Source organism: Saccharopolyspora phatthalungensis (assembly GCF_014203395.1).
GTDB classification, from domain to species: domain Bacteria; phylum Actinomycetota; class Actinomycetes; order Mycobacteriales; family Pseudonocardiaceae; genus Saccharopolyspora; species Saccharopolyspora phatthalungensis.
The window spans coordinates 1183926-1204917 of sequence record NZ_JACHIW010000001.1; the positions used below are offsets into that span (position 1 = coordinate 1183926).

At 66.6% G+C, this 20992-nt stretch carries 20 protein-coding genes; 10 read left to right on the forward strand and 10 right to left on the reverse strand.

Annotated features, from left to right (window positions below; genetic code table 11):
• Positions 1-51: 51 nt before the first annotated feature.
• The 8 genes from BJ970_RS05230 to BJ970_RS05265 form a co-directional block, all read right to left on the reverse strand.
• On the reverse strand, positions 52-426 hold the full coding sequence (locus tag BJ970_RS05230) for a DUF6188 family protein (protein WP_184724391.1): 375 nt from the start codon (positions 424-426) through the stop codon (positions 52-54).
• A 329-nt stretch (positions 427-755) separates the two neighbouring features.
• Entirely contained in the window at positions 756-1124 is a 369-nt protein-coding gene (locus BJ970_RS05235) for a hypothetical protein (RefSeq protein ID WP_184724393.1), read from the reverse strand.
• A complete protein-coding gene (locus BJ970_RS05240; protein WP_184724395.1) occupies positions 1121-2338 on the reverse strand; it encodes a WXG100-like domain-containing protein in 1218 nt (405 codons plus the stop codon). Before BJ970_RS05240 ends, BJ970_RS05235 begins: the two co-directional genes overlap by 4 nt.
• Before the next feature lie 131 nt (positions 2339-2469).
• On the reverse strand, positions 2470-2760 hold the full coding sequence (locus BJ970_RS05245) for a WXG100 family type VII secretion target (protein ID WP_184724397.1): 291 nt from the start codon (positions 2758-2760) through the stop codon (positions 2470-2472).
• A 433-nt stretch (positions 2761-3193) separates the two neighbouring features.
• Positions 3194-3988, reverse strand: a complete 795-nt coding sequence (locus BJ970_RS05250) for an ABC transporter permease (protein WP_184724399.1) — start codon at positions 3986-3988, stop codon at positions 3194-3196.
• Positions 3989-4606 carry an ABC transporter ATP-binding protein gene (locus tag BJ970_RS05255; RefSeq protein ID WP_184724401.1) on the reverse strand — a complete coding sequence of 206 codons (618 nt, stop codon included), beginning with the start codon at positions 4604-4606 and terminating at the stop codon, positions 3989-3991.
• Between the two features lie 3 nt (positions 4607-4609).
• On the reverse strand, positions 4610-6901 hold the full coding sequence (locus tag BJ970_RS05260) for a polyprenyl synthetase family protein (protein WP_184724403.1): 2292 nt from the start codon (positions 6899-6901) through the stop codon (positions 4610-4612).
• Between the two features lie 759 nt (positions 6902-7660).
• Entirely contained in the window at positions 7661-8086 is a 426-nt protein-coding gene (locus tag BJ970_RS05265) for an SsgA family sporulation/cell division regulator (RefSeq protein ID WP_184724406.1), read from the reverse strand.
• Between the two features lie 749 nt (positions 8087-8835).
• Between BJ970_RS05265 and solA the strand changes: the two genes are divergently transcribed.
• The 6 genes from solA to BJ970_RS05295 all read left to right on the forward strand — a co-directional run bounded on the left by solA (position 8836) and on the right by BJ970_RS05295 (position 14263).
• The gene (gene solA / locus BJ970_RS05270; RefSeq protein WP_184724409.1) at positions 8836-9966 is read left to right on the forward strand and encodes an N-methyl-L-tryptophan oxidase; all 1131 of its coding nucleotides are present in this window, start codon (positions 8836-8838) and stop codon (positions 9964-9966) included.
• Between the two features lie 262 nt (positions 9967-10228).
• Positions 10229-11179, forward strand: a complete 951-nt coding sequence (locus BJ970_RS05275) for an ABC transporter permease (protein ID WP_184724412.1) — start codon at positions 10229-10231, stop codon at positions 11177-11179.
• Positions 11176-12132: an ABC transporter permease gene (locus BJ970_RS05280; RefSeq protein ID WP_184724415.1), complete on the forward strand. Its 957-nt coding sequence runs from the start codon at positions 11176-11178 to the stop codon at positions 12130-12132. The genes BJ970_RS05275 and BJ970_RS05280 overlap by 4 nt, the downstream gene beginning before the upstream one ends.
• Positions 12129-13046: an ABC transporter ATP-binding protein gene (locus tag BJ970_RS37625; RefSeq protein WP_312864123.1), complete on the forward strand. Its 918-nt coding sequence runs from the start codon at positions 12129-12131 to the stop codon at positions 13044-13046. The genes BJ970_RS05280 and BJ970_RS37625 overlap by 4 nt, the downstream gene beginning before the upstream one ends.
• Entirely contained in the window at positions 13043-13816 is a 774-nt protein-coding gene (locus BJ970_RS37630) for an ATP-binding cassette domain-containing protein (protein ID WP_184724418.1), read from the forward strand. The genes BJ970_RS37625 and BJ970_RS37630 overlap by 4 nt, the downstream gene beginning before the upstream one ends.
• Positions 13817-13837: 21 nt before the next feature.
• A complete protein-coding gene (locus BJ970_RS05295) occupies positions 13838-14263 on the forward strand; it encodes a cupin domain-containing protein (protein ID WP_184724420.1) in 426 nt (141 codons plus the stop codon).
• On the opposite strand, the gene BJ970_RS05300 is transcribed toward BJ970_RS05295, so the two are convergent.
• Both BJ970_RS05300 and BJ970_RS05305 read right to left on the reverse strand, forming a co-directional pair.
• A complete protein-coding gene (locus BJ970_RS05300; protein ID WP_184724423.1) occupies positions 14247-16169 on the reverse strand; it encodes a helix-turn-helix domain-containing protein in 1923 nt (640 codons plus the stop codon). The two genes, BJ970_RS05295 and BJ970_RS05300, sit on opposite strands and share 17 nt — an antisense overlap.
• A 97-nt stretch (positions 16170-16266) precedes the next feature.
• Complete coding sequence (locus BJ970_RS05305) at positions 16267-17121, reverse strand: alpha/beta fold hydrolase (RefSeq protein WP_184724425.1); 855 nt, start codon at positions 17119-17121, stop codon at positions 16267-16269.
• A gap of 280 nt (positions 17122-17401) precedes the next feature.
• Here BJ970_RS05305 and BJ970_RS05310 point away from each other — a divergent pair, with 280 nt between their 5' ends.
• The 4 genes from BJ970_RS05310 to BJ970_RS05325 are packed head-to-tail and all read left to right on the forward strand — an operon-like array spanning position 17402 to position 20989.
• Entirely contained in the window at positions 17402-18682 is a 1281-nt protein-coding gene (locus BJ970_RS05310; RefSeq protein WP_184724429.1) for a hydroxymethylglutaryl-CoA reductase, degradative, read from the forward strand.
• The gene (locus tag BJ970_RS05315) at positions 18679-18948 is read left to right on the forward strand and encodes a hypothetical protein (protein WP_184724433.1); all 270 of its coding nucleotides are present in this window, start codon (positions 18679-18681) and stop codon (positions 18946-18948) included. Before BJ970_RS05310 ends, BJ970_RS05315 begins: the two co-directional genes overlap by 4 nt.
• Positions 18945-20174 carry a CaiB/BaiF CoA transferase family protein gene (locus tag BJ970_RS05320; protein ID WP_184724437.1) on the forward strand — a complete coding sequence of 410 codons (1230 nt, stop codon included), beginning with the start codon at positions 18945-18947 and terminating at the stop codon, positions 20172-20174. The genes BJ970_RS05315 and BJ970_RS05320 overlap by 4 nt, the downstream gene beginning before the upstream one ends.
• The gene (locus BJ970_RS05325; protein ID WP_184724440.1) at positions 20171-20989 is read left to right on the forward strand and encodes an HTD2 family dehydratase; all 819 of its coding nucleotides are present in this window, start codon (positions 20171-20173) and stop codon (positions 20987-20989) included. The genes BJ970_RS05320 and BJ970_RS05325 overlap by 4 nt, the downstream gene beginning before the upstream one ends.
• The last annotated feature ends 3 nt before the right edge of the window (positions 20990-20992 follow it).

Sequence of the window (20992 nt, forward strand, 5' to 3'; positions counted from 1 at the left end):
GCGGGCCAATGGCCACGCTCATCGTCGGATGGCCGTAGTGACTCGGGATGCTCAGGCTTCGGTGGCGTTCCAGATGGCGAGTTCTTCGCCGGGCATGCAGACCACCTTCATTCCCCGGGGGCCTGCTACTGTCCAGGCTTCGTAGCTGGGGCTGGGTTGTACTCGTAGCTCGTTGCCATTGGCGAACGTCACGCCGAGAGTGCCGTCGTTCTCCACGGAAGCGTGGCTGATGGATTGCTCGGCAAGGGATTTCAATGGTTCGGAGTCCGCATTGGACGGTTCCGGAGAGAAGCTCAGCGTGCCGTGGGGGGTTTGGAGGATGTACTCGTTTTCGATGCGTAGCTCGCACCCGCCGTTGGTCTCGAAGGACACGGTGTAGTCAAAGGTCTGCGTGGTGACCAGCTGGCCCTGCAGCCCGAGATCCATTTCCTTACCAGCCTTCCGGTACCGAGTAGAAGCCGTCAGGGCGAAGCGGAATGTGTGTTTCCGAGTTCGGCCCTGGTTTTCCATTCAATCCAACTGGTTGTCCGTGCGCGATCGGTCCTTCGGTCGGGCAGACGGTGCAAATGCGTCCTCGTTCCACTGTCAGCGCCCTATATAGCGAATGGACATCCGTGCGTCCCAACACTTTCCCGTGCGTCGGATGAGGCACCAGGCAAAATGCCTATCCGTTGGGTCTACGTCCTGAGACGGGTGCGATCGGGTGCGGATCGACCTGCAGGCCCGCGTGGCGGGGCAAGCTGCGACGGCACGGGTCAGTCTTCGTCGATGAACTCATCGGGGTCTAGGGTTTCGGCGTACTCGTTGCCTTTAGCGGTGTTTTGCAGCCAGGCGACATGCATCCATTCCTGGATGCGCCTATTCGCCGCGTACGAGCGGATGTATTGGACAGACTCCCGGATAGGCTGGCGCCACGGAACAAATCCCTCGTCACCAATTGCACCGATTTCCATCAACCCAGCATTCACTAGAATCTCGATTTCTTTGAGCGCAATCGCAAGCGCCGCCTCATCGGTACTCGCTTTCTTCTGCGCCCTGACAAACGAACACAGCTCCCCTAGGTAGACCCAGTCGTCCAAGCCCGTGTAGACGGCTTCCTTAGCGATATCACTCAGTTCCATCATTCCCCCGCGATATGAATCTTCACGCCACGACTTTCTCCCGGCCACCAGATGTCGATAGTACGACCACCACTCAAGCTTCCATCTCGAAGGCCGATCGTTGTGCCATCAGGGAGCTCCGTCTTGATACCCTTGTAGCCTGGTTCAGGCGGTAGGGGTTTACCGCCAACGGTCATTTGGTCGAATACGGATTGCAGTTCGGCGTCAGAGCCGACGGTACGGACCTTCTTGTTCTTTCCGCGTGGGAGTTGATTGTAGATGTCTCGGACCCGCTGTGTGTCCATCGGGGGCGCGCCCACCTGGTCACCGACCTGGGTGGCTTCGTGTTCGGTCACGTTGGGATCAGGCGTGTTGTTGATGGCCATTGCGAGGGTGGCACTTGCTTCCACGGCGGCGACGGTGGTCACGGCGCCCCCGATCGCGATCACGAAGTCGCTGGCGACGGCGGCCATCCGCGCCCCGGCCGCGTCGACGACTGCGGCACCAACGCCGCCTTCGACCGCCCCGCCTCCGACGGGTGTGGCCAGCAGAGAGACGACGATCGCGACGCCGGTGACGGCCGCCAGTTCGGCGCTGGTTTCTTCGACGATGTCGCCGATGGTGTTGCGGGTGCGCTCTATGGCCGAGGCATACTCCGCGCAGTTGTTGGCCACCGTGTCGCACGCGGCGGGCAACGCTTCCAGCAACGCGGCCTCACCGACGGCGACGTGCCGCCAGAACGCCTCCAGGGCGTCGAGGTCTTCGGCGACGTTGTTGCCCACCAATGACCGCAGTTTAGCGTGTAAGTCGTCGGCGATGGCGCTGATGCCGTCGCGTGCTGCGGCGAAGGCCCCTGCGATGTCGTGCATCCGAGCAACATCGCCGTTGGGGTAGTAGGGATTCACCCACCCCGAGATCGTGGCCAGCAGGTTGCTGTCTCCGTCACCCAAGATCGGTGGCGGCTCCGCTGCGGCAGGACATTTGTCCGGCCACAACGGTGGAAACCCTCCCCCGAGGTCCACTCCTGCGGCATCGGCGTCTGCTCGCCAATGGTTTTGCGCGGACTGGGCAATGCCGCGGGCGATGCCGCCGAGCAACTCATGCAGCCGTACGAACCCGCCGAAGATGGTACGGACGGCGAGTGCATAGGAGCCGGCGAACTTCTGCGCCGGTTCGTCATCTCCCGCCGCGCCACTGAGATCACGCAGACCGTTGCCCAGCGCCTCGTAGGTACGCATGATCTGGTTCTGTCCGGCTAAGAAGTCCTGGGCGACCCGGTAGTAGTCGTCCGGGCGGATATCAACCGGGGTCGCCGGGCCGGGTTCGGGTGGCGGCGCCAAGGGCCGCGGAGCTGGAGACGACACTGGCCTCAGACCTCCCAGATCGACGAGTTCGACCGCACCGCCGCCACTTGGTTACCGTGCGTCGTCACCACAAGTTGGTGCATCTCGCGCACGTTCTCCCGCATCCCCGCCACGGCCTGATCCCACTCCGCTTGCGTGGCCTGATACGCATCGGCGGCGGTGCCACTCCAGGTGCCGAGTAATCGCGCCACGACGCCTTCGAGTTCCGTCAGCTGGAGGTCGATCTCGTCGACGTCCCGCCGTAGCGCCTCTTCGCGAGCCGCCAGAGCGTGAAAGTCCACCGCGATCTGATCCACCCGGTTGCTCCCCAGTCCGTCGTCAGCAGGCCACGTTGACCGACCGCCGAATTTCACATACTCCAGCGGGTCTCACAACCGATTCAGCGGAGATCACGACCGAGATCGCTCAATAGCATCAACGTCGACCGCTGCCTGGCATTCGCACGCCAGCTAGCGGAACTACTCGCCGATCCCGATGAAAGTGACGACTACGCATTCCTGCCCAACCGACACAGCACTGACGAAAGTCCGCTGCGGCGTGGCAGCCGATTGCGCCGTGCCGTGGACTCCGCAGGTAGCCAGGACTTTCATCTCGACCTCACCACGCGAAGCAACACTCCTCTAGCGCTGTGCCGCAGTTGTCTGCACAACCACCTGCAGACTCGACTAGCGATAGTGAGTTGCTCTGTCCTTGACAACGAGAGTTCGCGGCCCGGCGCCGAACGCCCGACTATGTCGCGGGAATCGGTGCTGTCGTGGGCACACGCCCAGTACGGTTCTGGTCGCGGGTGCGTCGCAGGAACGCCAGCAGTCCCATCCCGGTGAGCAGGGCGCACCAGGACAGCTGCAGCAGCAGGTGCGCGACGGGAGCGACTGTGGAAAACCCGGCGGTGGTCGCGGCTTGCATTGCGCCGTAGGACGGCAAGACGCGGAGGAAGTCGCTGTCCGCGGCGGGGTTAGGGATCGGGTTCTGCAGTGAGATGTCAATGATGCTGATCATGACGATGAGGAACATGCCTTCGAGTTCGCCACGCAGCAACGCGCCCAGCATCACGCCGAGCGCGCCGTAGGTCAGCGCGTCGGTGAACACGCTCGCCGCGAGCAGCAACGGCTGCTGAGGATGCCAGAAACCCCACGCGATCGCGGTGGCGTAGCAGGAAAGCACGATCGAAACCAGCACGAGGGCGACCACCTTGGCGGCGAGCAGGTGGCCGCGCGGGTACCCGGCCATCGCCAGCCGCCGGTCGAACGCGCTGGACTTGAACGTGACGGTGAACATCATGAAGCCGACGATCTGGGTGACGGCGTTGAGCGCGCCCGAGATCTGCGTCAGCTCATTGCCTTGGGCGAGCACCGTGTGGTCCGTGGCACGCAAGTAGAACCGGACGGGAATGTTCGCGATGATCGTGTAGGCCAGGCTCAGCCAGATCGGCACATAGAGTGCCACCAGCCACATGGCGAGGCGATTGCGAAGGTGTTCGAGCAACGCCATCCGGGTGGCAGTACCGAAGCGGGTCCACCACATCTACCGGCCTCCGTGGGAAGTAGTGCCTTCGCGCAGGACGCCGGCCGAAAGTCGGTGCAGCGTGTCGAGGCGGTCGGCGTCGTAGGCGAGGTGGGAGATCACCAGCACCGAACGGCCCCGGCCGCGCAACCGCTGGGCAAGTTCCCAGAACCGCAGGTAGGTCTCCCAGTCGAAGCCCTGATAGGGCTCGTCCAGCAATAGCACGTCCGGGTCGTGCATGAGTGCGATGGTCAGGTTCAGCTTCTGCCGCGTGCCGCCGCTGAGCACGCCGACGCGCTCATCGAGGAAGTCGGCGAACTGTAGTACGTCCATCAGCTCGTGGGCGTAGCTGAGGTCGGGAAGTCCGTACGCCACCTGGAAGAACGCGAGGTGCTGGGCGACGGTGAACGCGTCGTTGAGCACCACATGCTGAGGACAGTAGCCGAGCCGTCCGCTCACCGTCGCCGTTCCGTTGGTGGGGGTCAGCTCGCCGCACAGGATGCGCAGCAACGTCGTCTTGCCCGCTCCGTTCTCGCCGACAACCCCGACGAGGCTGCCGGGCGGAACCTCGAAGGTGACGCCGCGCAAGACCTGACGCTTGCCGTAGCGGTGGTGCAGCTCGTTCGCGCGAAGGACCATCGTTCACTGTCCACTGTTGACGTGTTCGCCCGCTGCGGCCTCGTGGACGCCCACTGTAGTTCCGGGTTCGCCCACTGCAGGTTCGTGTTCACGCAGCGAGGCGTAGAAGCCAAGGGCGCGCACCATGGCCTTGGCGAAACTCTTCGGCAGCAACGGATACAGCAGTGCCCACGCCGCCTCGACCTGCGCCTTGGCGTCGTCGTAACAGGCCTGCACGGCGCCGCATTCCACCAGTGCGGCGGCGACCTCGCGCACGGTCGCGTCGCTGGCGTCGCCGTCGCGCACGGCCGTCCAGATCGCGGCCATCCGGTCGTGCGGCAACCGTCCCACTGCGTGCGCCAGCGGCATCGTCACCTTGCCCGCGCGCAAGTCCTCGCCGATGTGCTTGGTAGCGCGTACCTCGCCAGACGGCAGGCGGTTGGTGACACCGTCGAGGTCCATCACGTCGTCTGTGATCTGATACGCCAACCCAACAGTCTCGAAGTAGTTGCCCATGGCGGTGATTTGCTCTTCGCTCGCCCCGGCGGTCAGTGCGCCGATCTCGGCCAGCGTGCGGGAATAGGCACCGGTCTTGAGTCGCTGCGCCCAGCGCAGACCATCGAGCAACGCGGTCGGATCACCGGTCGCGACCGCGAGGTTCATGGCGTCGTGGTGTCCAGTGATGTCGATGCCCTGCCCCACGTGCGCACCGCGCATCGCCCGTAGGTAGATCTCGTAAGCGTGTAAGCGGCGCCGCTCGTCCGGCAGGATCTCGGCCAGGACGCGGTCGAGCACGAAGTAGGAAGCGGTACCCGCGTTGATGGCCGTCGGCGCGCCGAACACCAGATGCGCAGTCGGCTCGCCCCGCCGCATCGGCGAGTCGTCTTCCACGTCATCGACCATGAGGTATCCCGAGTGGATCAGCTCGGTCACGGCGAGCAGCTGCCGGTACCGCTCGGCGCGCACACCGAACAGCTCCAGCGCGGCGCAGGTGACGAACGAGCGCCATCCCCGGCCGGATGTGTCCGAGACGTAGCGCAGGGGCCGGACCATGGCGTCGTACACGGCCTTGTGAGGTGCGCCGGACGCCTCCCGCGCGGCGAGTGCCACGGTGAGCGCTTCGCTCGGGGAATCCGGGTACAGCTTGCGCACCTCGTCGTGCGTGACGTCCCGCAGACGCCCGAGAAACTCCTCGATCCGCCCGACCCTGTTGGCACGCATCACTTCGATGAACGCGCGGCCCGACACCGGTTCGCCCCGCATGGTGCCGCGCACGTTCGCGCAGGCCTCCAGATAGGACCCGTTGGCGACCATCGTGAGGATTTCCTGCTGCGGGAGCTCGGCTTCGACTACGACATCCAGTTCCAGCGCGGGCGCGGACAAGCTCCACCGCGTGGGGTAGGTGTTCAACGAGGACAGCGATGTCCACGGCCGGTCACCGACCAGCTCAACCTCGCAGGACACCCGCTCGGCGTCCGGCGAGTACGCGGTGGCGAACCGCTGGGTGAATACGCTTTGGCGGGAGTTGACGTCGATGTGGTCGATCGTCGCCGCGCTGATCTCCCAGCCGTTGTCCAGCTGGATCCCCGTCCAGTTCCAGGTACCGTCCGGGTAACGCTGGTCCCCGTCCGGCCGCAGGTACTCCGCGCCGAAGGTGTGCTCGTACCAGCCGCTGCCGGACACCGTGGCGTTGCCGATGCGGCCACGCACCGCCATGCGCGGGGCGAAGTAGGAGAACGCCTCCGACTCCGGGCCCTGGAACCTGACCTGGAACACATCATCGTGCTGGATGATGGGTGGCTTCCCAGGCGTGAAGACCAGATCGCAAGACTGCGTGTCGTCGTCGAACGTGACGTGGTACGAGCCGTCCGCCAGCTTGCGCAACGTCGCGACGTCGCCGTAGCGCAGGTCGAGCTCGTGCTCGGCGATCCTCACCTCGCCGCTCATAAGCAGGTCGGGAGAGACCGGGGTGCCGTCGTCGAAGATTTCGACAAGCGCCTGCCGCACACCGGGATCCATGACCGCGTCGTTCGTGATCGTGGTGCGCGCGGTGTCGATCCAGCCTCGATCAACCCATACCGCGCTCGCATGTCTTCCAGCCGTGTGATCGGTGCGTCCGATCATGGCGAAATGCGCGCGCAGCGGCTCCTCAGCACGCGTCGCCAGGTGGCGGACGAACACAAGGACCAGGCCGACATCGTCACCGTGCTCGGTCGTGAGGTGGGTGTGGAAGTACCACCACTCCATGCCGCAATCCAGGTGCGGCAAATCATCCACCACTGGGTCGATCGTGGCTTCGGGCAGATCCCGCACCATCTAGCGAACCTCCCACTCACAGTAACTGCGCGTGCGCAGTATGTACCACAGATCGCTTGAGTCCGAATCAATCGGGTGGCCCGTTGACCACCCCGCGTGGTCATGACACAAGCGTGACCGGACAAGCCACCGATTTGAGCGTCGAGGTAGCGGGCAGGGAACAGCACCAGCGCATTCAGCACGAGGCCAAGGGCGCCACGCTGGTCGTCCATACCTTCGCAGTAGCGCTGGCGCACTTAGCCGCACCGGCCGTAGAAGACCCGCCGCGACCGCGGCGTCGAGCTCGGTCTGGATCTTGGCCTCGATCATGCGTGCTGCTGGGCCAGGTCAAAAAGCAGCGGCTGTGCGGGTTGGGGGGGATAGCCAGGGGCGAGCAACTGGGGCGGCAGGCTTTAACGTCGACGGGTGAACCCCGAGAGAGGCTTTGATTGTTCGGGCGCGGACCGGGTGCGGGTCATGGGCTTGCGCGCCATCGGCGGGCGTTGGCAGGTCTGCAAACCACTGCACCGAAACCATGCCTGAGCGGTCATCGCGTTGACGCGGTCGGCGGCTGCACGGCATTCCGCCAGAGCACGCCTGAATTCGCGGCGGCTCATCCGGTCGGCATGGTCGGTATGGCAAGTTGTCGTCTTCGGTGGCTGCCGCCTGGTACTCCTCGGCATCGACGGCCACCAGAAGTCCGCGCTAAGGCAGCGCGGGACTCTCAGCTGACCGGGCGGCACGTTGCTAGCAACCGCGACCGTCCTGGTAAGCGACCGGTCACAGTTCGTGCTGCATCAGCTGGCTCAGCGCCTCGTCGACATTCATGAACAGGTGCTCGTCACCGGGCGCGACGACCTCGTAGCTGTCGTTCAAGAACTCCGCCAGCAGATCGGCGTCGGCTTCGAAGATGGCCTGTCCGGCCGGCGAGGTCAACGTGATCAGGACCAGCGCGGTCTCGCCCGAGCGGGGGCTGATCCGCACGTCGCCTTCACCGCTGTCGACCAACAGCCCGTCGGCCAGGAGATCTCGGCCGAACACCCAGTCAACCGTGTTGGGCTTACCGGCGTTGAAGCTCATCGACACCTCGTAGGGGTTACGGCTGTCGTACCGCAGCTCCACCCCCACCGGCGCGCTCACGCTGGCCGGGGCCACGAGGTGGAAGAGAGTGGCGGTCTGGATCGTCCGGTGGTCGCTGGCCATCATTGTGTGCTCCTCGGTGTCGGCCCCCTGGCTGACTCAAGCTTGACCGACCCCGGTCGAGGACTTCTTCACGTCCTCTACAGGCGGCCGGGAGCACCGAACCCACGCGACGATCGACAGCGCCCACACACTCCCAACAGGGCACGCTGAGCTGGACTTTTGCCCCGTCCAGCGGTCTCTACGGCCATCGGCACGACAGGGCTGCAACCTGCGTCACATCGCCGCCTCGCGAGAACAAAGGCCCAGATCGTAGGACTTCGCGGCAGCCCGACGAGGCCGAACCCCCGGGAATCCGAGAGTTCACCACTGAGCAGGCTGCGGCGGCACCTTGACCCAAGAATCCCGCCCACGAAACGCCTGCGATCCGCGCCAGCTCCGGCGAGCTGGCGCCGCTTCCGAAACGCCTTGCAGCAACCCGCACCTATGTGGAGCCGTACCTCTGCAGGGCTTGCGAGTGGGCGCGGTCCGCGGTGACCGCGACGTTGCGACAGTCACCAAGCACCTCGACGCAGCACTCTGGGCTGTTCTTACACTCCGCCTCCCGGAACATGGGCGCTTGCCCCATGTTGTGGCTATGCGTCGCGCCGAACAATGGCGGGGCAGGCGCCACCCGATCTCTGGGTGGGCCGCCACCGGGTCGCGGCGTCGCGACGCAAGCCCGATCCATTCGTCCGCAGTCTTCTGCTTCCTGCTTGCGAAGCACAGGAGCGTCTCGTCAGAGTACGGAAGCAGGGCAAGGAGGAAATCAGACCATGGAATCATTCGAGGCAGCTGTCGTCGGCATGGGAGCGCTGGGCAGCGCCGCCGCCTATCATCTCGCACGCAAAGGCGCCCGTGTCGTCGCCTTCGAACAGTTCGAGCTCGGTCATGTGCGCGGAGCCTCGCACGACACCTCCCGCATCGTCCGAACCTCCTACGGGGCACCCCAGTACGTGCGCCTTGCCCAGTCGGCTTACCAGGACTGGGCAGACCTCGAGCGGGAATCCGGCGAACGGCTAATGAGCATCACCGGCGGCGTGATCTTCTTTCCCGCTGACGGACCGTACTCGGCATCCGACTTCACCGCCGCCCTCGAGGAGTGCGGTGCCCCGCACGAAATGCTCACGCCCGCCGAAGTGCACAAGCGCTGGCCGCAGTTCAGGATCCCGGAGAACGTCGAGATCGTCTACACGGCCGATTCGGGAATCGTGCACGCGGCGCGCACAGTGGCAACCCTCCAGATGCGGGCCCGGGCGCATGGCGCCGACATCCGCGATCGCACGCCGGTCCAACGGCTCACCCCGGGCGGTTCCGGCGTCGTTCTGCACACCGCGAACGGCGATATCCGCGCGGACAGGGTGATTCTCGCCGCCGACGCCTGGACGAACACGCTCCTGGAACCGCTTGGTGCCGCCATCCCACTGGATGTCATGCAGGAGCAGGTCACCTACTTCAGGCCGGACGACCCCGACGACTTCGGTCGTGAGCGGTTTCCGGTGTGGATCTGGGAGGACGAGCAATGCTTCTACGGCTTCCCGACATACGGAGAGCCGACCATCAAAGCCGCCCGCGACGTGTCCGGCAACCGGATGATGCCCGACGAGCGCTCCTTCGTCCCATCGGCGGAGCTCACCGAGCAGCTGTCGTCCTTCGTCCACGGCCTCATCCCGGCAAGCGGTCCAGACCTGCGCACCGTGACCTGTCAGTACGCGCTCACACCCGATCGGCGCTTCGTCATCAGCCCGCTGCGGCAGCACCCAGACATCATCGTCGCACTCGCGGCCGGGCACGGTTTCAAGTTCACCCCTGCCATCGGGCGCATCCTCGCGGAGTTGGCCGTCGACGGCCGGACATCGGACGACATCTCCGCTTTCGTCGCGCCGACTCCCGTCCCGGCGGGTTAGCCAGGTGTGCAAGTTCGTCGTTGGATGTCACGGTTCCGGCCTCGGCCTGCCTCGATCTCTGGAGGGTTCACCCATCATGCAGTGGGTCCAGTGGGGAAAAGCGACGTTTAGCCGATCGTCCACGCTCAGTAGGGTGACCGCTATGTCACCGGCGACAGTCTCGTGCGGCGAACCCTGTCTGGGTCGCCATCGGCAGCAGGCCCGGGGGGCGCCGCTTCACTGTCGATGCTCGTGGCGTACACGGCCGGAGGTGAGGTGCTGAATGCTCCGTTACATCGTCTCACGCCTGCTCTCATCTCTCTTCGTCCTTTTCGTACTCTCGGTCCTCGTGTTCTCGATGGTCCGGATCATCCCCGGCGACCCGCTCTCCGCGTTCGCCGATCCGTCCAATCCCGACCCCGCCGCGCTGGACGCCCTCCGTCACGAGCTCGGCCTCGATCAGCCTTGGTACACGCAGTATTTCGTCTGGCTCGCAGGTGTCCTGCATGGCGACTTCGGCCGTGCGATTACGGTGCCCGGCGAGGTGTCCGATCTGATCGCGGCGCGGTTGCCGCTCAGTCTCGGGCTCGCCGTCCTGGGCACGATCTTCGGTGCGCTCATAGGCATCCCTGCCGGAGTGCTCGCCGCGACTCGCTGGCGCAGACTCGCCGATCACATGGTGCGGGGATCCACTTTCGTGCTTATGGCGACGCCGCCGTTCGTACTGGGTACCATTCTCATCCTCATCAACTCGCTCACCCTCAGACTCCCGCTGGTCGGGTTCTCTCGTGCGGCAACTGATCCGCTCAAGGCCATCGGGGTGCTCATCCTGCCCGCCCTGCTGATCGGGCTCGTCCTCGCCGGGGTCATCGCGCGCTATACGCGCGGCACACTCCTGGACACGCTCGGTCAGGACTTCGTTCGCACTGCGAGAGCCAAAGGCGCTTCGCCCGGCAGACTCGTACGGCGGCATGCCTTGCGCAACGCGCTCATCCCCGTGACGACCGTCGTCGGGATCGAGCTTGCGGCGTTCGTCGGGGGGACGGTCGTCATCGAGACCGTCTTCGCCTTGCCCGGGATGGGCACACTCCTGATCACCGGCATTCGCGCCTCCGACTATCCGATCATTCAGGCCACCGTGCTCCTCATCGGCGCGGTTTATGTCCTCATCAACTTCGTCGTCGATCTCATCTATCCGCTGATCGACCCACGAGTGAGGGTTCATACGCGATGACTGTCACCCGGGAACTCGCCATGGCCAAGGCTGTCAAAGGCCGCGCGCGTAGACGGCGCCTCGGTCCCTCTTTCTGGAGCGGCGCGGGCATCCTGCTCGCCATCCTGGTCCTTTCGACCTGGATGAGCCTCTGGCCGCTACACGATCCGCTCGGCAGCGTAGGTAAGGCATTGTCCGGTCCCAGCCTGCAGAGTCCGCTCGGCACGGACAATCTCGGGCGCGACACTTTCACGAGATTGGCGCTGGCGGCGCGAACGAGTCTGCTCATCTCCGGCGCGGCCGCACTTCTGGGCGCGGCGATCGGCACGGTCATTGGATTGATCGCCGGATACGTTGGGGGGTGGGTAGATTCAATCATCATGCGCATCGTCGATGCGATGCTCGCGCTCCCGGCGATCCTCGTTGCCCTCGTCGTCGGCGTCGTTATCGGAAACGGCCCAGGACCGCTGATCTTCGCGCTGGGACTGGTCTTCGCCCCCGGGTTCGCCCGTGTCATGCGCGCCCCGGTTATCGCGCTGCGCGAGCGCGATTTCGTGCTCGCCGCCCGGCTGAGCGGCGTACACGGCAGGCGGGTCGTCATCGAGCACATCCTGCCGAACGTGCTCACGCCACTGTTCGTGCAATTCGCCTCGGTCGCCTCGCAGGTGGTGCTCATCGAGGCCGCGCTGAGCTATCTGGGGCAGGGCGTTCAGGCCCCCCAGCCGTCCGCCGGCCGCATGATCAGTGAGTTCACGCGATTCATGCAGTTGCAGCCTCTGCTGATCATCTTGCCCTCGTTGATCATCGTGCTGCTGTCATCGGCGTGGAATCTCCTCGCCGACGGCGTCCAGGATTACCTCGCGCCTCGCCGGGAACCGGCGTTCTCCCTGGGGCGACGCGGTGCCGACCGTCCCGGGAGAACACCCGGGAAGACGCCGCTCCACTCCGAGGAAGCAGAGAAGAGACGATCGTGAAGACTCGCAACAGGATGTGTGCATCGGCCCTAGCCGACTCGGCTCCCACGGCCGATATCGATGCTCTCTCGGTCGAGGGTCTGACCATCGCCTACGGGAGCGCTGCACCGTCGGTCTCAGGCGTCACGCTGCGCGTGCGCAAGGGAGAGATCGTCGGCGTCATCGGAGAGTCAGGCAGCGGAAAGTCGAGCGTCGCGCTGGCCATGATGGGGTTGCTGCCCGACTCCGCCCGCGTTGCCGCAACCAGCATGCAGGTCGCCGGGTTCGACGTAAGAGATGCCCGAGAGCGCGATTGGGCACAGGTGCGCGGCGTGCACGCGTCCATGGTCTTCCAGGAACCCATGTCGGCACTCAACCCGTGCATGCGGATCGGTGCGCAGATCGCCGAGGTGCTCCGCATCCATGGCATCGCCGACAGAACCACGGCTGAGCAGCGCGCTCTGGACATCCTGAAGCTGGTGCGCATACCCGATCCGGAACGGCGGATGAACTACTTCCCGCATCAGCTCTCTGGCGGGCAGCGGCAGCGGGTTGTGATCGCGATCGCGGTGGCTGCAGGTCCTTCGCTGCTGGTGGCGGACGAACCGACCACGGCGCTCGACGTCACGGTGCAGGCACAGATCCTCGATCTCATCCGCAGCCTGCGCGACGAGACCGGCATGGGCGTGCTGTTCATCAGCCATGACTTGGGAGTCATCGGGCAGCTCTGCGAACGGGTCGCCGTGATGTACCGCGGCCGTGTCGTCGAGTCCGGTAGGACCGAGCGAGTACTCGCCGATCCGCGCCATCCGTACACCCGCGCGCTGTTGGAGAGCATCCCGCGTCCGTCCGTTCCGGTGCGCTCCCCGCTGGCCGTGATCCCCCCAGACAATGACTTCGAGGATGTGCCCGCTGCGCTCGAGGAGGTCAGGTGAGCGAGATCCTGCTGCGCGTCAATGGCCTCACACAGCGGTTCGGTCATGGTGAACACGCCGTGACGGCGCTCGACCATGTCAGCCTCGACATCCGGCGAGGCGAGACCCTCGGGCTGGTCGGCGAATCCGGTTCGGGGAAGAGCACCCTGGCCCGGGCGATCCTGCTCTTGCGCCGTCCGACATCGGGGAGCATCGAATTCGACGGAACGGATGTGACCGGACTACGGGGCCGCGCGCTGCGCCAGCATCGCCGTCGGGTCCAGCTCGTGTTCCAGGATCCCAACGATTCGCTGGACCCGCGGTTTACGATCGAGCGATCGATCGCGGAGCCTCTCGTCGCCGCCGGATACGGTCGTGCGGACCGCCGGCGACGAGTGATCGAGTCTCTGGAGCAGGTGGGCCTCCCCTCCGATGCGGCGGTGCGCTACCCGCATGAGTTCTCCGGCGGGCAGCGACAGCGCGTCGCGATCGCCAGGGCGATGGCGGCGAAACCGGAGTTCGTCGTGCTCGACGAACCGACGTCGGCCCTCGATGTCTCCGTGCAGGCCCAGGTGCTCAACCTTCTCGTCCGGCTGCAGGAGGAGACTGGGGTGACTTACCTCTTCATCACGCACAACCTCTCCGTCGTGCATCACCTCGCACACCGCGTCGCCGTCATGCACGATGGCCGGCTCGTCGAGGAGGGCACGGGCGAGCAGGTGATGACGGCACCAGAGCATCCGTACACGCAGGGGCTCCTCGAATCCATGCCGGTGCTGTACCGGACCTGACGTGGTAGGAGGGAAAGCGCGATGCGCATACAGCGCCGCGGCGACAACGCTCACGACTGGCGGCTCTACCACGGGCAGGGCTCGGTCGGCGTCGAGTGGTATTTCAAGGAGACGACGAGGCTTGCCTGCTCGGTGATGCTGTATCGCCTCGATCCGGGGGCCGAGGAAGGACAGCACTTCCATCTCGACGGCGACGCGGGCAGCTGCACGCCGAACAGCTCCGATGAGATCTATGTCGTCACCTCGGGCGAGGTAGTGATGACCAGCGGTGACGACCGCGCCGTGCTGCGGTCGGGGGATTCCCTTTATGCACCGGCGGGAACTCTGCACGGTGTGCGCAACGAGTCGTCGGAACCCGCCGAACTCGTCTTGATCTTCGGGCCGCCCGGCAGCCATCCTCGGCCGCAGACCGGAACGGAGAGCTTCGGGCTCAGCGCTCTGTCATAGCTTGCTGAAGCTTCTCGCGCAGCTCGTCGATACGCACGGCGATGCTGAGACGGAACAAGCGTTCGTCGTTGCGCCAGTCTTCACCCAGTACGCGGTCGAGGCGGTCTAGGCGCTGCAAGATCGTGTTGGTGTGGAAGTTCAGCGCGCGCGCCGTCCGCGTCGGGCTGGCGTTGTTGCGGACGAACGCGCGAAGTGTGCCCAGCAGGTCGGCATTGCGCTCAGCGTCGTAGCGGCGCACAGCACCGATGGTCTCCCGCAGGAAAGCGGCGAGCGCGCGGGAATCGGTGTCGAGAACCGCGGAGTAGGGAAGGAAGTCGTCCGTCGTCGCGGCCACGTCTTCTATGCCGAGCGCAGCCAGGAGTCGCGCCGTCCTCATCGCGAGCCTGAACGCCTCCGGGATCGCGTCCGGTGCGGGCGGGGGGACCACCACGACAACCGGATGCTGGATGGCGTGCGCGACGTGCTCGCGAACCCGCTCGGCGTCAACGGATCGTCGTTGTGCGGCGAAGGCCGCGACAACGTATCCGCGGTACTCGCCGACAAGCGCCCTGTCGTCGAGGTGCGGAGCCAAGGCCAGCGCCGCGGCGGTCTGCTGGTCCCCGGGGACGGCGAGAAGGAGCAGCGAGTCGAGTGCGTGCAGGTCCACGCCGAGCCGCCGCGCCCGTCGCTCCACGTCGGCCCTGCGCTCTGGCACGTCGTCCAAGAGGTCGCCGATGAGCTCGCTGCGTACTCGGTGGTCGGCACCGGAGGCGGCCTCCTGCTGCAGCCCGAGGAGGGCGCCGACCTGGGCCGCCCGTTCGATCGTGCGGCGGTCCACGGCGCCGAGGGCCAGCTCGCCGTCGCCGAGCAGTAGCGCGCCGAAGTGCTGGCTGCCTGCCGTCAGCGCGGAAACGGCTCGTATGCCGTCGACTTCGACGGATATGCAGTGCCCAGATCTGCGGCTCTCCGCGATCGCGTCACGGACGGCGTCATCCAGCTCCAGCATGCCGGCCGCGAGGGGAAGCCTTGCGGCCGCGATGACCTGCTCGCGGGCATCGATGATCGCGACGGCGCAGCCAAGTGCGGAGGCGAGGGTCTCGGCGACGGGAGAGAAGCCCCCGCCCGCAAGCACCGCCTGAACGAGCTTCTGGTGCACGGCGTTGGCTCTGTCTCGCTCGGCGAGGTGATCGGTGAGCCGTTCCAGTGCACGCCGGTTCTTGTCCTCGGATTCGCGTAAGTCGCGCAAGATCTGGGCGGTCTGCAGGATGACGGAGGCGTGATCGGCGAGCGCGGACAGCAAAGCGACCTCCTCCGGCGCGAAACTCTTCTCCTCACGGTTGGCGACGAAGAGCACGCCGAGGACATCGTCGCTCGACAGCATCGGCACGCCGAGGAGAGAGACGAGGCCCTCCGCGGAGACCGCGTTGTCGATGCCCGCGTCGTGCCGCTCGCGGGCATAGTCGGCGTACCGGGAAACCCACTGGGCTGTGCGCGATTCGACGACCGCGCTCGCCAGTCCCCGCCCGGGAGGGACCCGCAGCGCTTGGAGGGACGCGCTCACCGAGCCACTCGTCTCCCGGACGCGCAGTTCACTGGTCTCCGGGTCAAACTCGGAGAGATAGGCGACATCCACGCCCATCATCTCGCGGGCGCGCTGCACGAGCCGTGCGAGGACGGCCTCGCTGTCGCGGAGCTCCGCGAGCTCGCGAGCGCTGGAGAACAGGGCGGAGAGCTCGTGTTCGCGACGGCGCAACCGGGCATGCTCGCGCTGCGCACGATGCACGTGCTCGGCGACCTCGGCGGCGGCCTCTCCGCTGAGACCGAGGAGGCCGAGCGCGTCGCTCACCGCCGTCGGGCCGAGTCCGTCGTCGTTGCCTGTGGCATCGATGAGGACCGCCACGGCCGTCGCCAGGGTGTCATCCGCCATCGACGTCCTCCCTCGCCCCTCGCGAGTCCGGGGCCGGAACCGGTGTGGAGGGCAAATGTATGCCCATACATGTCGATGTCACACCCGAACGGCGGTGTCAATGGGCGAGGACTTTCTCTCCGCGCAGGGCTGTCCGGACGATGGCCGCGGCGAGCTCCGGCCAAAGCTCGTGCGGGATGAGATGACCGACCTCCGGGTGGATCTGCAGTTCCGCGTCGATCAGGGCCTCGGCCATGTCGATCGCGGAGCACCAGTGCAGCACGGCGTCGGCTCGGCCGTGGAACACGAGCGCCGGCACGGTAACGGCCTTCAGCCGCTCCAGTCGCTCGGGCGCCCGCAGCAGCGCCGACCACTGGCGGGCGAAGCCCTCGGGGGCGTAACCGCGGTCGTAGGCGAGAGCCGCCTTGTCCCGGTGCCATTGCACCTGCGGGTCGTACCGGCTCGGCGGCGCGGCGAGCGCGGCCGCCTCCGCGCACGCGATCGCCTCTTCGCGGCTGACCCGCTGCGGCGCCGAGCGCAGCTCCTTGCGCTCACCGTGCAGGATGTAACGCGGGTCCCGGCCCGGGATCGTCGACAGGAGGCCGAGGCTGCGCACACGCTCCGGGTGCTCGATCGCCGCCAGCTGCGCCATCATCCCGCCCATGGAGTGGCCGACCAGATGCGCCGAGTCCACTCCGAGATCGTTGAGGACGCGCAGGATGTCCTCGGCCATGTCCGACAGCCCATACCCGCCGTCGATGTCGGCTTCGCCGCCGAAGCGCTGCGAGAGCCCGGTGTCGCGGTTGTCGAAGCGCACGACGCGGAACCCCTCGGCCGTGATCAGCTCCACGACGCGCGGATGCCAGCTGATCAACTGGGCACCGCCGCCGGAGATCAGCACGATCGCCGGGGCTCCGGCGTCCCCGGCGACCTCGTAGTAGATCCTCACTCCGTCGGCATCCGCGTATGGCACTGGGAATATCCTTCCGCTTGGCGGCGAGTCTATGGAGGAAGCATCCACGCGGGAATGTGCGAATGTCCTATCTGGACGGCGCGCCCTTGTGGGATCGCCACGCTGGCGGGTTGTCGGCACCGGTGCGGCGAAAGGCGCCGCTGACGTGTGTGCGAAGCACACGCAGACCAGGGCGCACAATGAGACGATCATCCATCGTCGTCGCCGCACAGCGCACCTATCGTCGTGGGGGAAGTCGCAGCATCGTGTAGCAGAGCTGTGCACGCGAAGGAGAGCGCCGATGCCGATCAACAGCCGCATCAGAGGTCTGCGCGACCGCACCCCCGACGAGCGTCTCGGTCTCGTCGCCGAAGGCGCCGGTCTCGACGTCGATGCGCTCTCCGCATTGCGCACCGAGAGCGGACTGACCCTCGACCAAGCCAACCACATGATCGAGAACGTCGTGGGGCTCATGTCGATTCCCGTCGGCGTCGCAGCGAACTTCACCATCGACGGCGTGGACCGGCTCATCCCCATGGCGACGGAAGAGCCCAGTGTCGTCGCCGCCGCTTCGAACGCGGCGCGGATGGCGCGGGGGCACGGAGGCTTCCGTACCTCATCCTCCGGCGACATCATGATCGCCCAGATACAGGTTCTCGACGCCGTCGACCCGTTCGCGACGCGGCTGCGGCTGCTGGAGGCCAGCGACGAGCTCCGTGCCCTCGCCAACGAGCAGGACCCCATGCTCGTCTCGCTCGGCGGTGGCGTCTTGGATGTCTCGGTGCGGGTGCTCCCTACGCGCGCGGGCACCCAGGTCATCGTCCACCTGCACGTCGACGTGCGGGATGCGATGGGCGCGAACGCCGTCAACACGATGGCTGAGGCGATCGCCCCGCGCATCGCCGAAATCGCGCAGACGCGCACTCTTCTGCGCATCCTCACGAACAAGGCGGAGCTGCGGCTCACCCGTACGCGCGGCGTCTTCGACGCGGAGCTCCTCGGCGGCGCGCAGGTCGTCGACGACATCGTCGCCGCCAGCGCCTTCGCCGAGGCGGACCCGTACCGGGCGGCGACACACAACAAGGGCATCATGAACGGCATCACCGCCGTCGTGCTCGCCACGGGCAACGACACCAGAGCGGTCGAAGCTGGCTGTCACTCCCATGCGGGGCGCAACGGCCAGTACTCGGCTCTGTCACAGTTCGAGAAGGATGTCGACGGCAACCTCGTCGGGTCGCTTGAGGTTCCCCTGGCCGTGGGGCTGGTGGGCGGAGCCACCCGCGCTCACCCGACGGCCCAGGCCGCCATCCGCCTCCTCGGCGTCGACACGGCACGCGAGCTCGCCGCCGTCATCGCGGCGGTCGGCCTGGCGCAGAACCTCGCCGCGTGCCGGGCGCTCGCTGCCGAGGGCATCCAGCGCGGTCACATGACACTTCACGCGCGCACCGTCGCCGCCAGCGCAGGGGCGACCGTCGACGAGATCGGCGCCGTCGCCGCCCGTATCGTCGCCGATCGCCGCATCCGGGTGGAGTACGCCCGCGAGGTGCTATCGGAGCTGCGCGGGAAGAGGACGCCGGCATGACCGACCCCGCACCACGCGTCGAGCCGGAACCCGGTCTTCCCGCCCGGGTCACGGTATACGAGGCGGGTCCGCGGTCGGAGACCGACATCATCCCGTCGAACGTGAAGATCGAGCCGTGCCGGCAGCGATATCGTGCGCTCGCCGCCACGCCCCTCTGGCTTTCTCGAATCAGCTGTGTCCGCGCGCCGTTTATCGTCGCGGCGGCGCTCGCCGCAGCAGGACTCGGCGCCACGGAACCACATCCCGAGGAGGCATCACGCGCATGACCGAAACCACGCCCACCACGCCCGGTTCCCTCGACGGCGTCGTCGTCCTCGACCTCTCGCGCGTGCTGGCGGGGCCGTATGCGGCGCAGATGCTCGCCGACCTCGGCGCGACCGTCATCAAGATCGAGAACCCTCGCGACCCCGATGTGTCCCGCGGCTTCCCGCCGTATCTCACCGACGGCGACGAGGAGTTCAGCGCCTATTACGCGCAGTACAACCGCGGGAAGCTGGGCGTGGGGCTCGACCTCGCGACCTCCGAGGGCAAGGAGGTGCTCAAGGACCTGGTGCGCTCCGCCGACATCCTGATCGAGAACTTCCGGCCCGGCACCATGGAAAAGCTCGGCATCGGCTATGACGTTCTGCGCGAGGTCAACCCGACGCTCGTTTACACCGCCATCTCCGGTTACGGGCAGACGGGCTCCCGCAGCAGGCGCCCGGCCTTCGACAACACGGCGCAGGCCGCAGGCGGCCTGTGGTCGATGAACGGCTACCCCGGCCTGCCTCCGGTGCGCGTCGGCGTGACGATCGGCGACCTGTCCGCGACGCTGTTTGCGGTCGTCGGCACCCTCGCCGCTCTCCGCCATGCCGAGGCGACGGGAGAGGGGCAGCTTGTCGACGTCGCTCAGGTCGACAGCATCCTCGCCCTAACCGAGACCGCCGTCGTCGATTACACCGTGACGGACAAGGTGGCTTCGCCCGCCGGCAACGAGCACGTCTGGGTCCGCCCGTACGAGCTGTTCGACTGCGCCGACGGGCAGGTGTTCTTCGGGGCATACACCGACAAGCTCTGGCGGGCGAGCTGCGAGCTGTTCGGCACGCCGGAGTTCGCGGACGACCCGGAGATCGACACGATGCGCAAGCGCTTCGACCCCGAGGTGTACGAGCGCCGGGTGAAGCCGATCGTCGTAGCCTGGCTCGCCGACCGCACGAAAGCGGAACTGGAGGAACTCGCCGGCGAAGTCGTCCCGCTCACCGTCATCAAGACGATCGGCGAGGTGGTGGATGATCCGGGCACGGCCGAGCGCGACATGATCGTGTCCGCCGACTACGGCGCCCTCGGGACACTCCGCATGTTCGGACAGCCGATCAAGCTGAGCGCGACACCGGCGACGCCGGCGCGCACCGCGAACCGACTGGCCGAGCACGCCGACCGGGTGCTCGCGGAACTCGCCGGCTACGACGAGGCCCGCATCACGGCGCTGCGTAAGGCGGGGGTCCTGCCGTGAGCGTGTTGCGGACCGAACCGATCGCCGCGCCGGCGGCAGAGGCGTATCGGGGCACCTTCGCCCCGGATGAGACGGCGCTGCGTGACGGGGACGCGCTGCCCCCAGCATGGGAGGGGTTCTATTTCCCGTTCGCCGTGCCGCTCGCCGACCTCCGACCGGACGGAACCCCAGCGCGCGACGGCGTCGTCCCGGAGATCGAGCTGCCGCGCCGGAAGTACGCGGGCGAGCACACCACGTTCCTTCGTCCGCTGACGGTCGGCGACGCGGTCACGCAGACGACCTCGCTCGGCGAGATGACGGAGAAGACCGGATCGAGCGGGCGTCTCCTGTTCGTCGACATCGAGCGGGAGTACGCCCTCGGCGGGGAGGTGGCGATTCGCAGCGTCTGGCACGACGTCTTCCTCGCGGCCGCCGCCCCGGATGCCCCTGCGCGGGCGCCTCGCGCCGACCCGGAGGCTGCGGCGGACGCCGACTGGGTCGAAGAACGCGTGCTCGATGCACGCCAGCTGTTCCGGTTCTCGGCGCTGACCTTCAACACCCACCGCATCCACTACGACCGCGCCTGGGCGCGGGAGGTCGAGGAGCTACCCGACCTCCTCGTCCACGGGCCGCTCACGCGCATCCTCCTCATGGACGCCGCGCGACGACACGCGCCCGGCAGGTCCGTGTCCACACTGGACGTCCGCGCGATCGCGCCCATGCTCGTGGACCGGCCGATCCGCTTCACCGGACGCACCAAGGGGTCGGCTACAAGGGTCACCGCCGTCGACGAGGCGAATGTCGTCCTCGCCGTCGCCGAGGTGACCTGGGTGTGACGA

Excerpts from the sequence above, each read along its gene's own strand:
- BJ970_RS05230 (WP_184724391.1), bottom strand. The coding sequence starts at position 426 with ATGGATCTCGGGCTGCAGGGCCAGCTGGTCACCACGCAGACCTTTGAC.
- BJ970_RS05235 (WP_184724393.1), bottom strand. The coding sequence starts at position 1,124 with ATGATGGAACTGAGTGATATCGCTAAGGAAGCCGTCTACACGGGCTTG.
- BJ970_RS05240 (WP_184724395.1), bottom strand. The coding sequence starts at position 2,338 with ATGCGTACCTACGAGGCGCTGGGCAACGGTCTGCGTGATCTCAGTGGC.
- BJ970_RS05250 (WP_184724399.1), bottom strand. The coding sequence starts at position 3,988 with ATGTGGTGGACCCGCTTCGGTACTGCCACCCGGATGGCGTTGCTCGAA.
- BJ970_RS05255 (WP_184724401.1), bottom strand. The coding sequence starts at position 4,606 with ATGGTCCTTCGCGCGAACGAGCTGCACCACCGCTACGGCAAGCGTCAG.
- BJ970_RS05260 (WP_184724403.1), bottom strand. The coding sequence starts at position 6,901 with ATGGTGCGGGATCTGCCCGAAGCCACGATCGACCCAGTGGTGGATGAT.
- BJ970_RS05265 (WP_184724406.1), bottom strand. The coding sequence starts at position 8,086 with ATGATGGCCAGCGACCACCGGACGATCCAGACCGCCACTCTCTTCCAC.
- solA (WP_184724409.1), top strand. The coding sequence starts at position 8,836 with ATGGAATCATTCGAGGCAGCTGTCGTCGGCATGGGAGCGCTGGGCAGC.
- BJ970_RS05275 (WP_184724412.1), top strand. The coding sequence starts at position 10,229 with ATGCTCCGTTACATCGTCTCACGCCTGCTCTCATCTCTCTTCGTCCTT.
- BJ970_RS05280 (WP_184724415.1), top strand. The coding sequence starts at position 11,176 with ATGACTGTCACCCGGGAACTCGCCATGGCCAAGGCTGTCAAAGGCCGC.
- BJ970_RS05295 (WP_184724420.1), top strand. The coding sequence starts at position 13,838 with ATGCGCATACAGCGCCGCGGCGACAACGCTCACGACTGGCGGCTCTAC.
- BJ970_RS05300 (WP_184724423.1), bottom strand. The coding sequence starts at position 16,169 with ATGGCGGATGACACCCTGGCGACGGCCGTGGCGGTCCTCATCGATGCC.
- BJ970_RS05310 (WP_184724429.1), top strand. The coding sequence starts at position 17,402 with ATGCCGATCAACAGCCGCATCAGAGGTCTGCGCGACCGCACCCCCGAC.
- BJ970_RS05315 (WP_184724433.1), top strand. The coding sequence starts at position 18,679 with ATGACCGACCCCGCACCACGCGTCGAGCCGGAACCCGGTCTTCCCGCC.
- BJ970_RS05320 (WP_184724437.1), top strand. The coding sequence starts at position 18,945 with ATGACCGAAACCACGCCCACCACGCCCGGTTCCCTCGACGGCGTCGTC.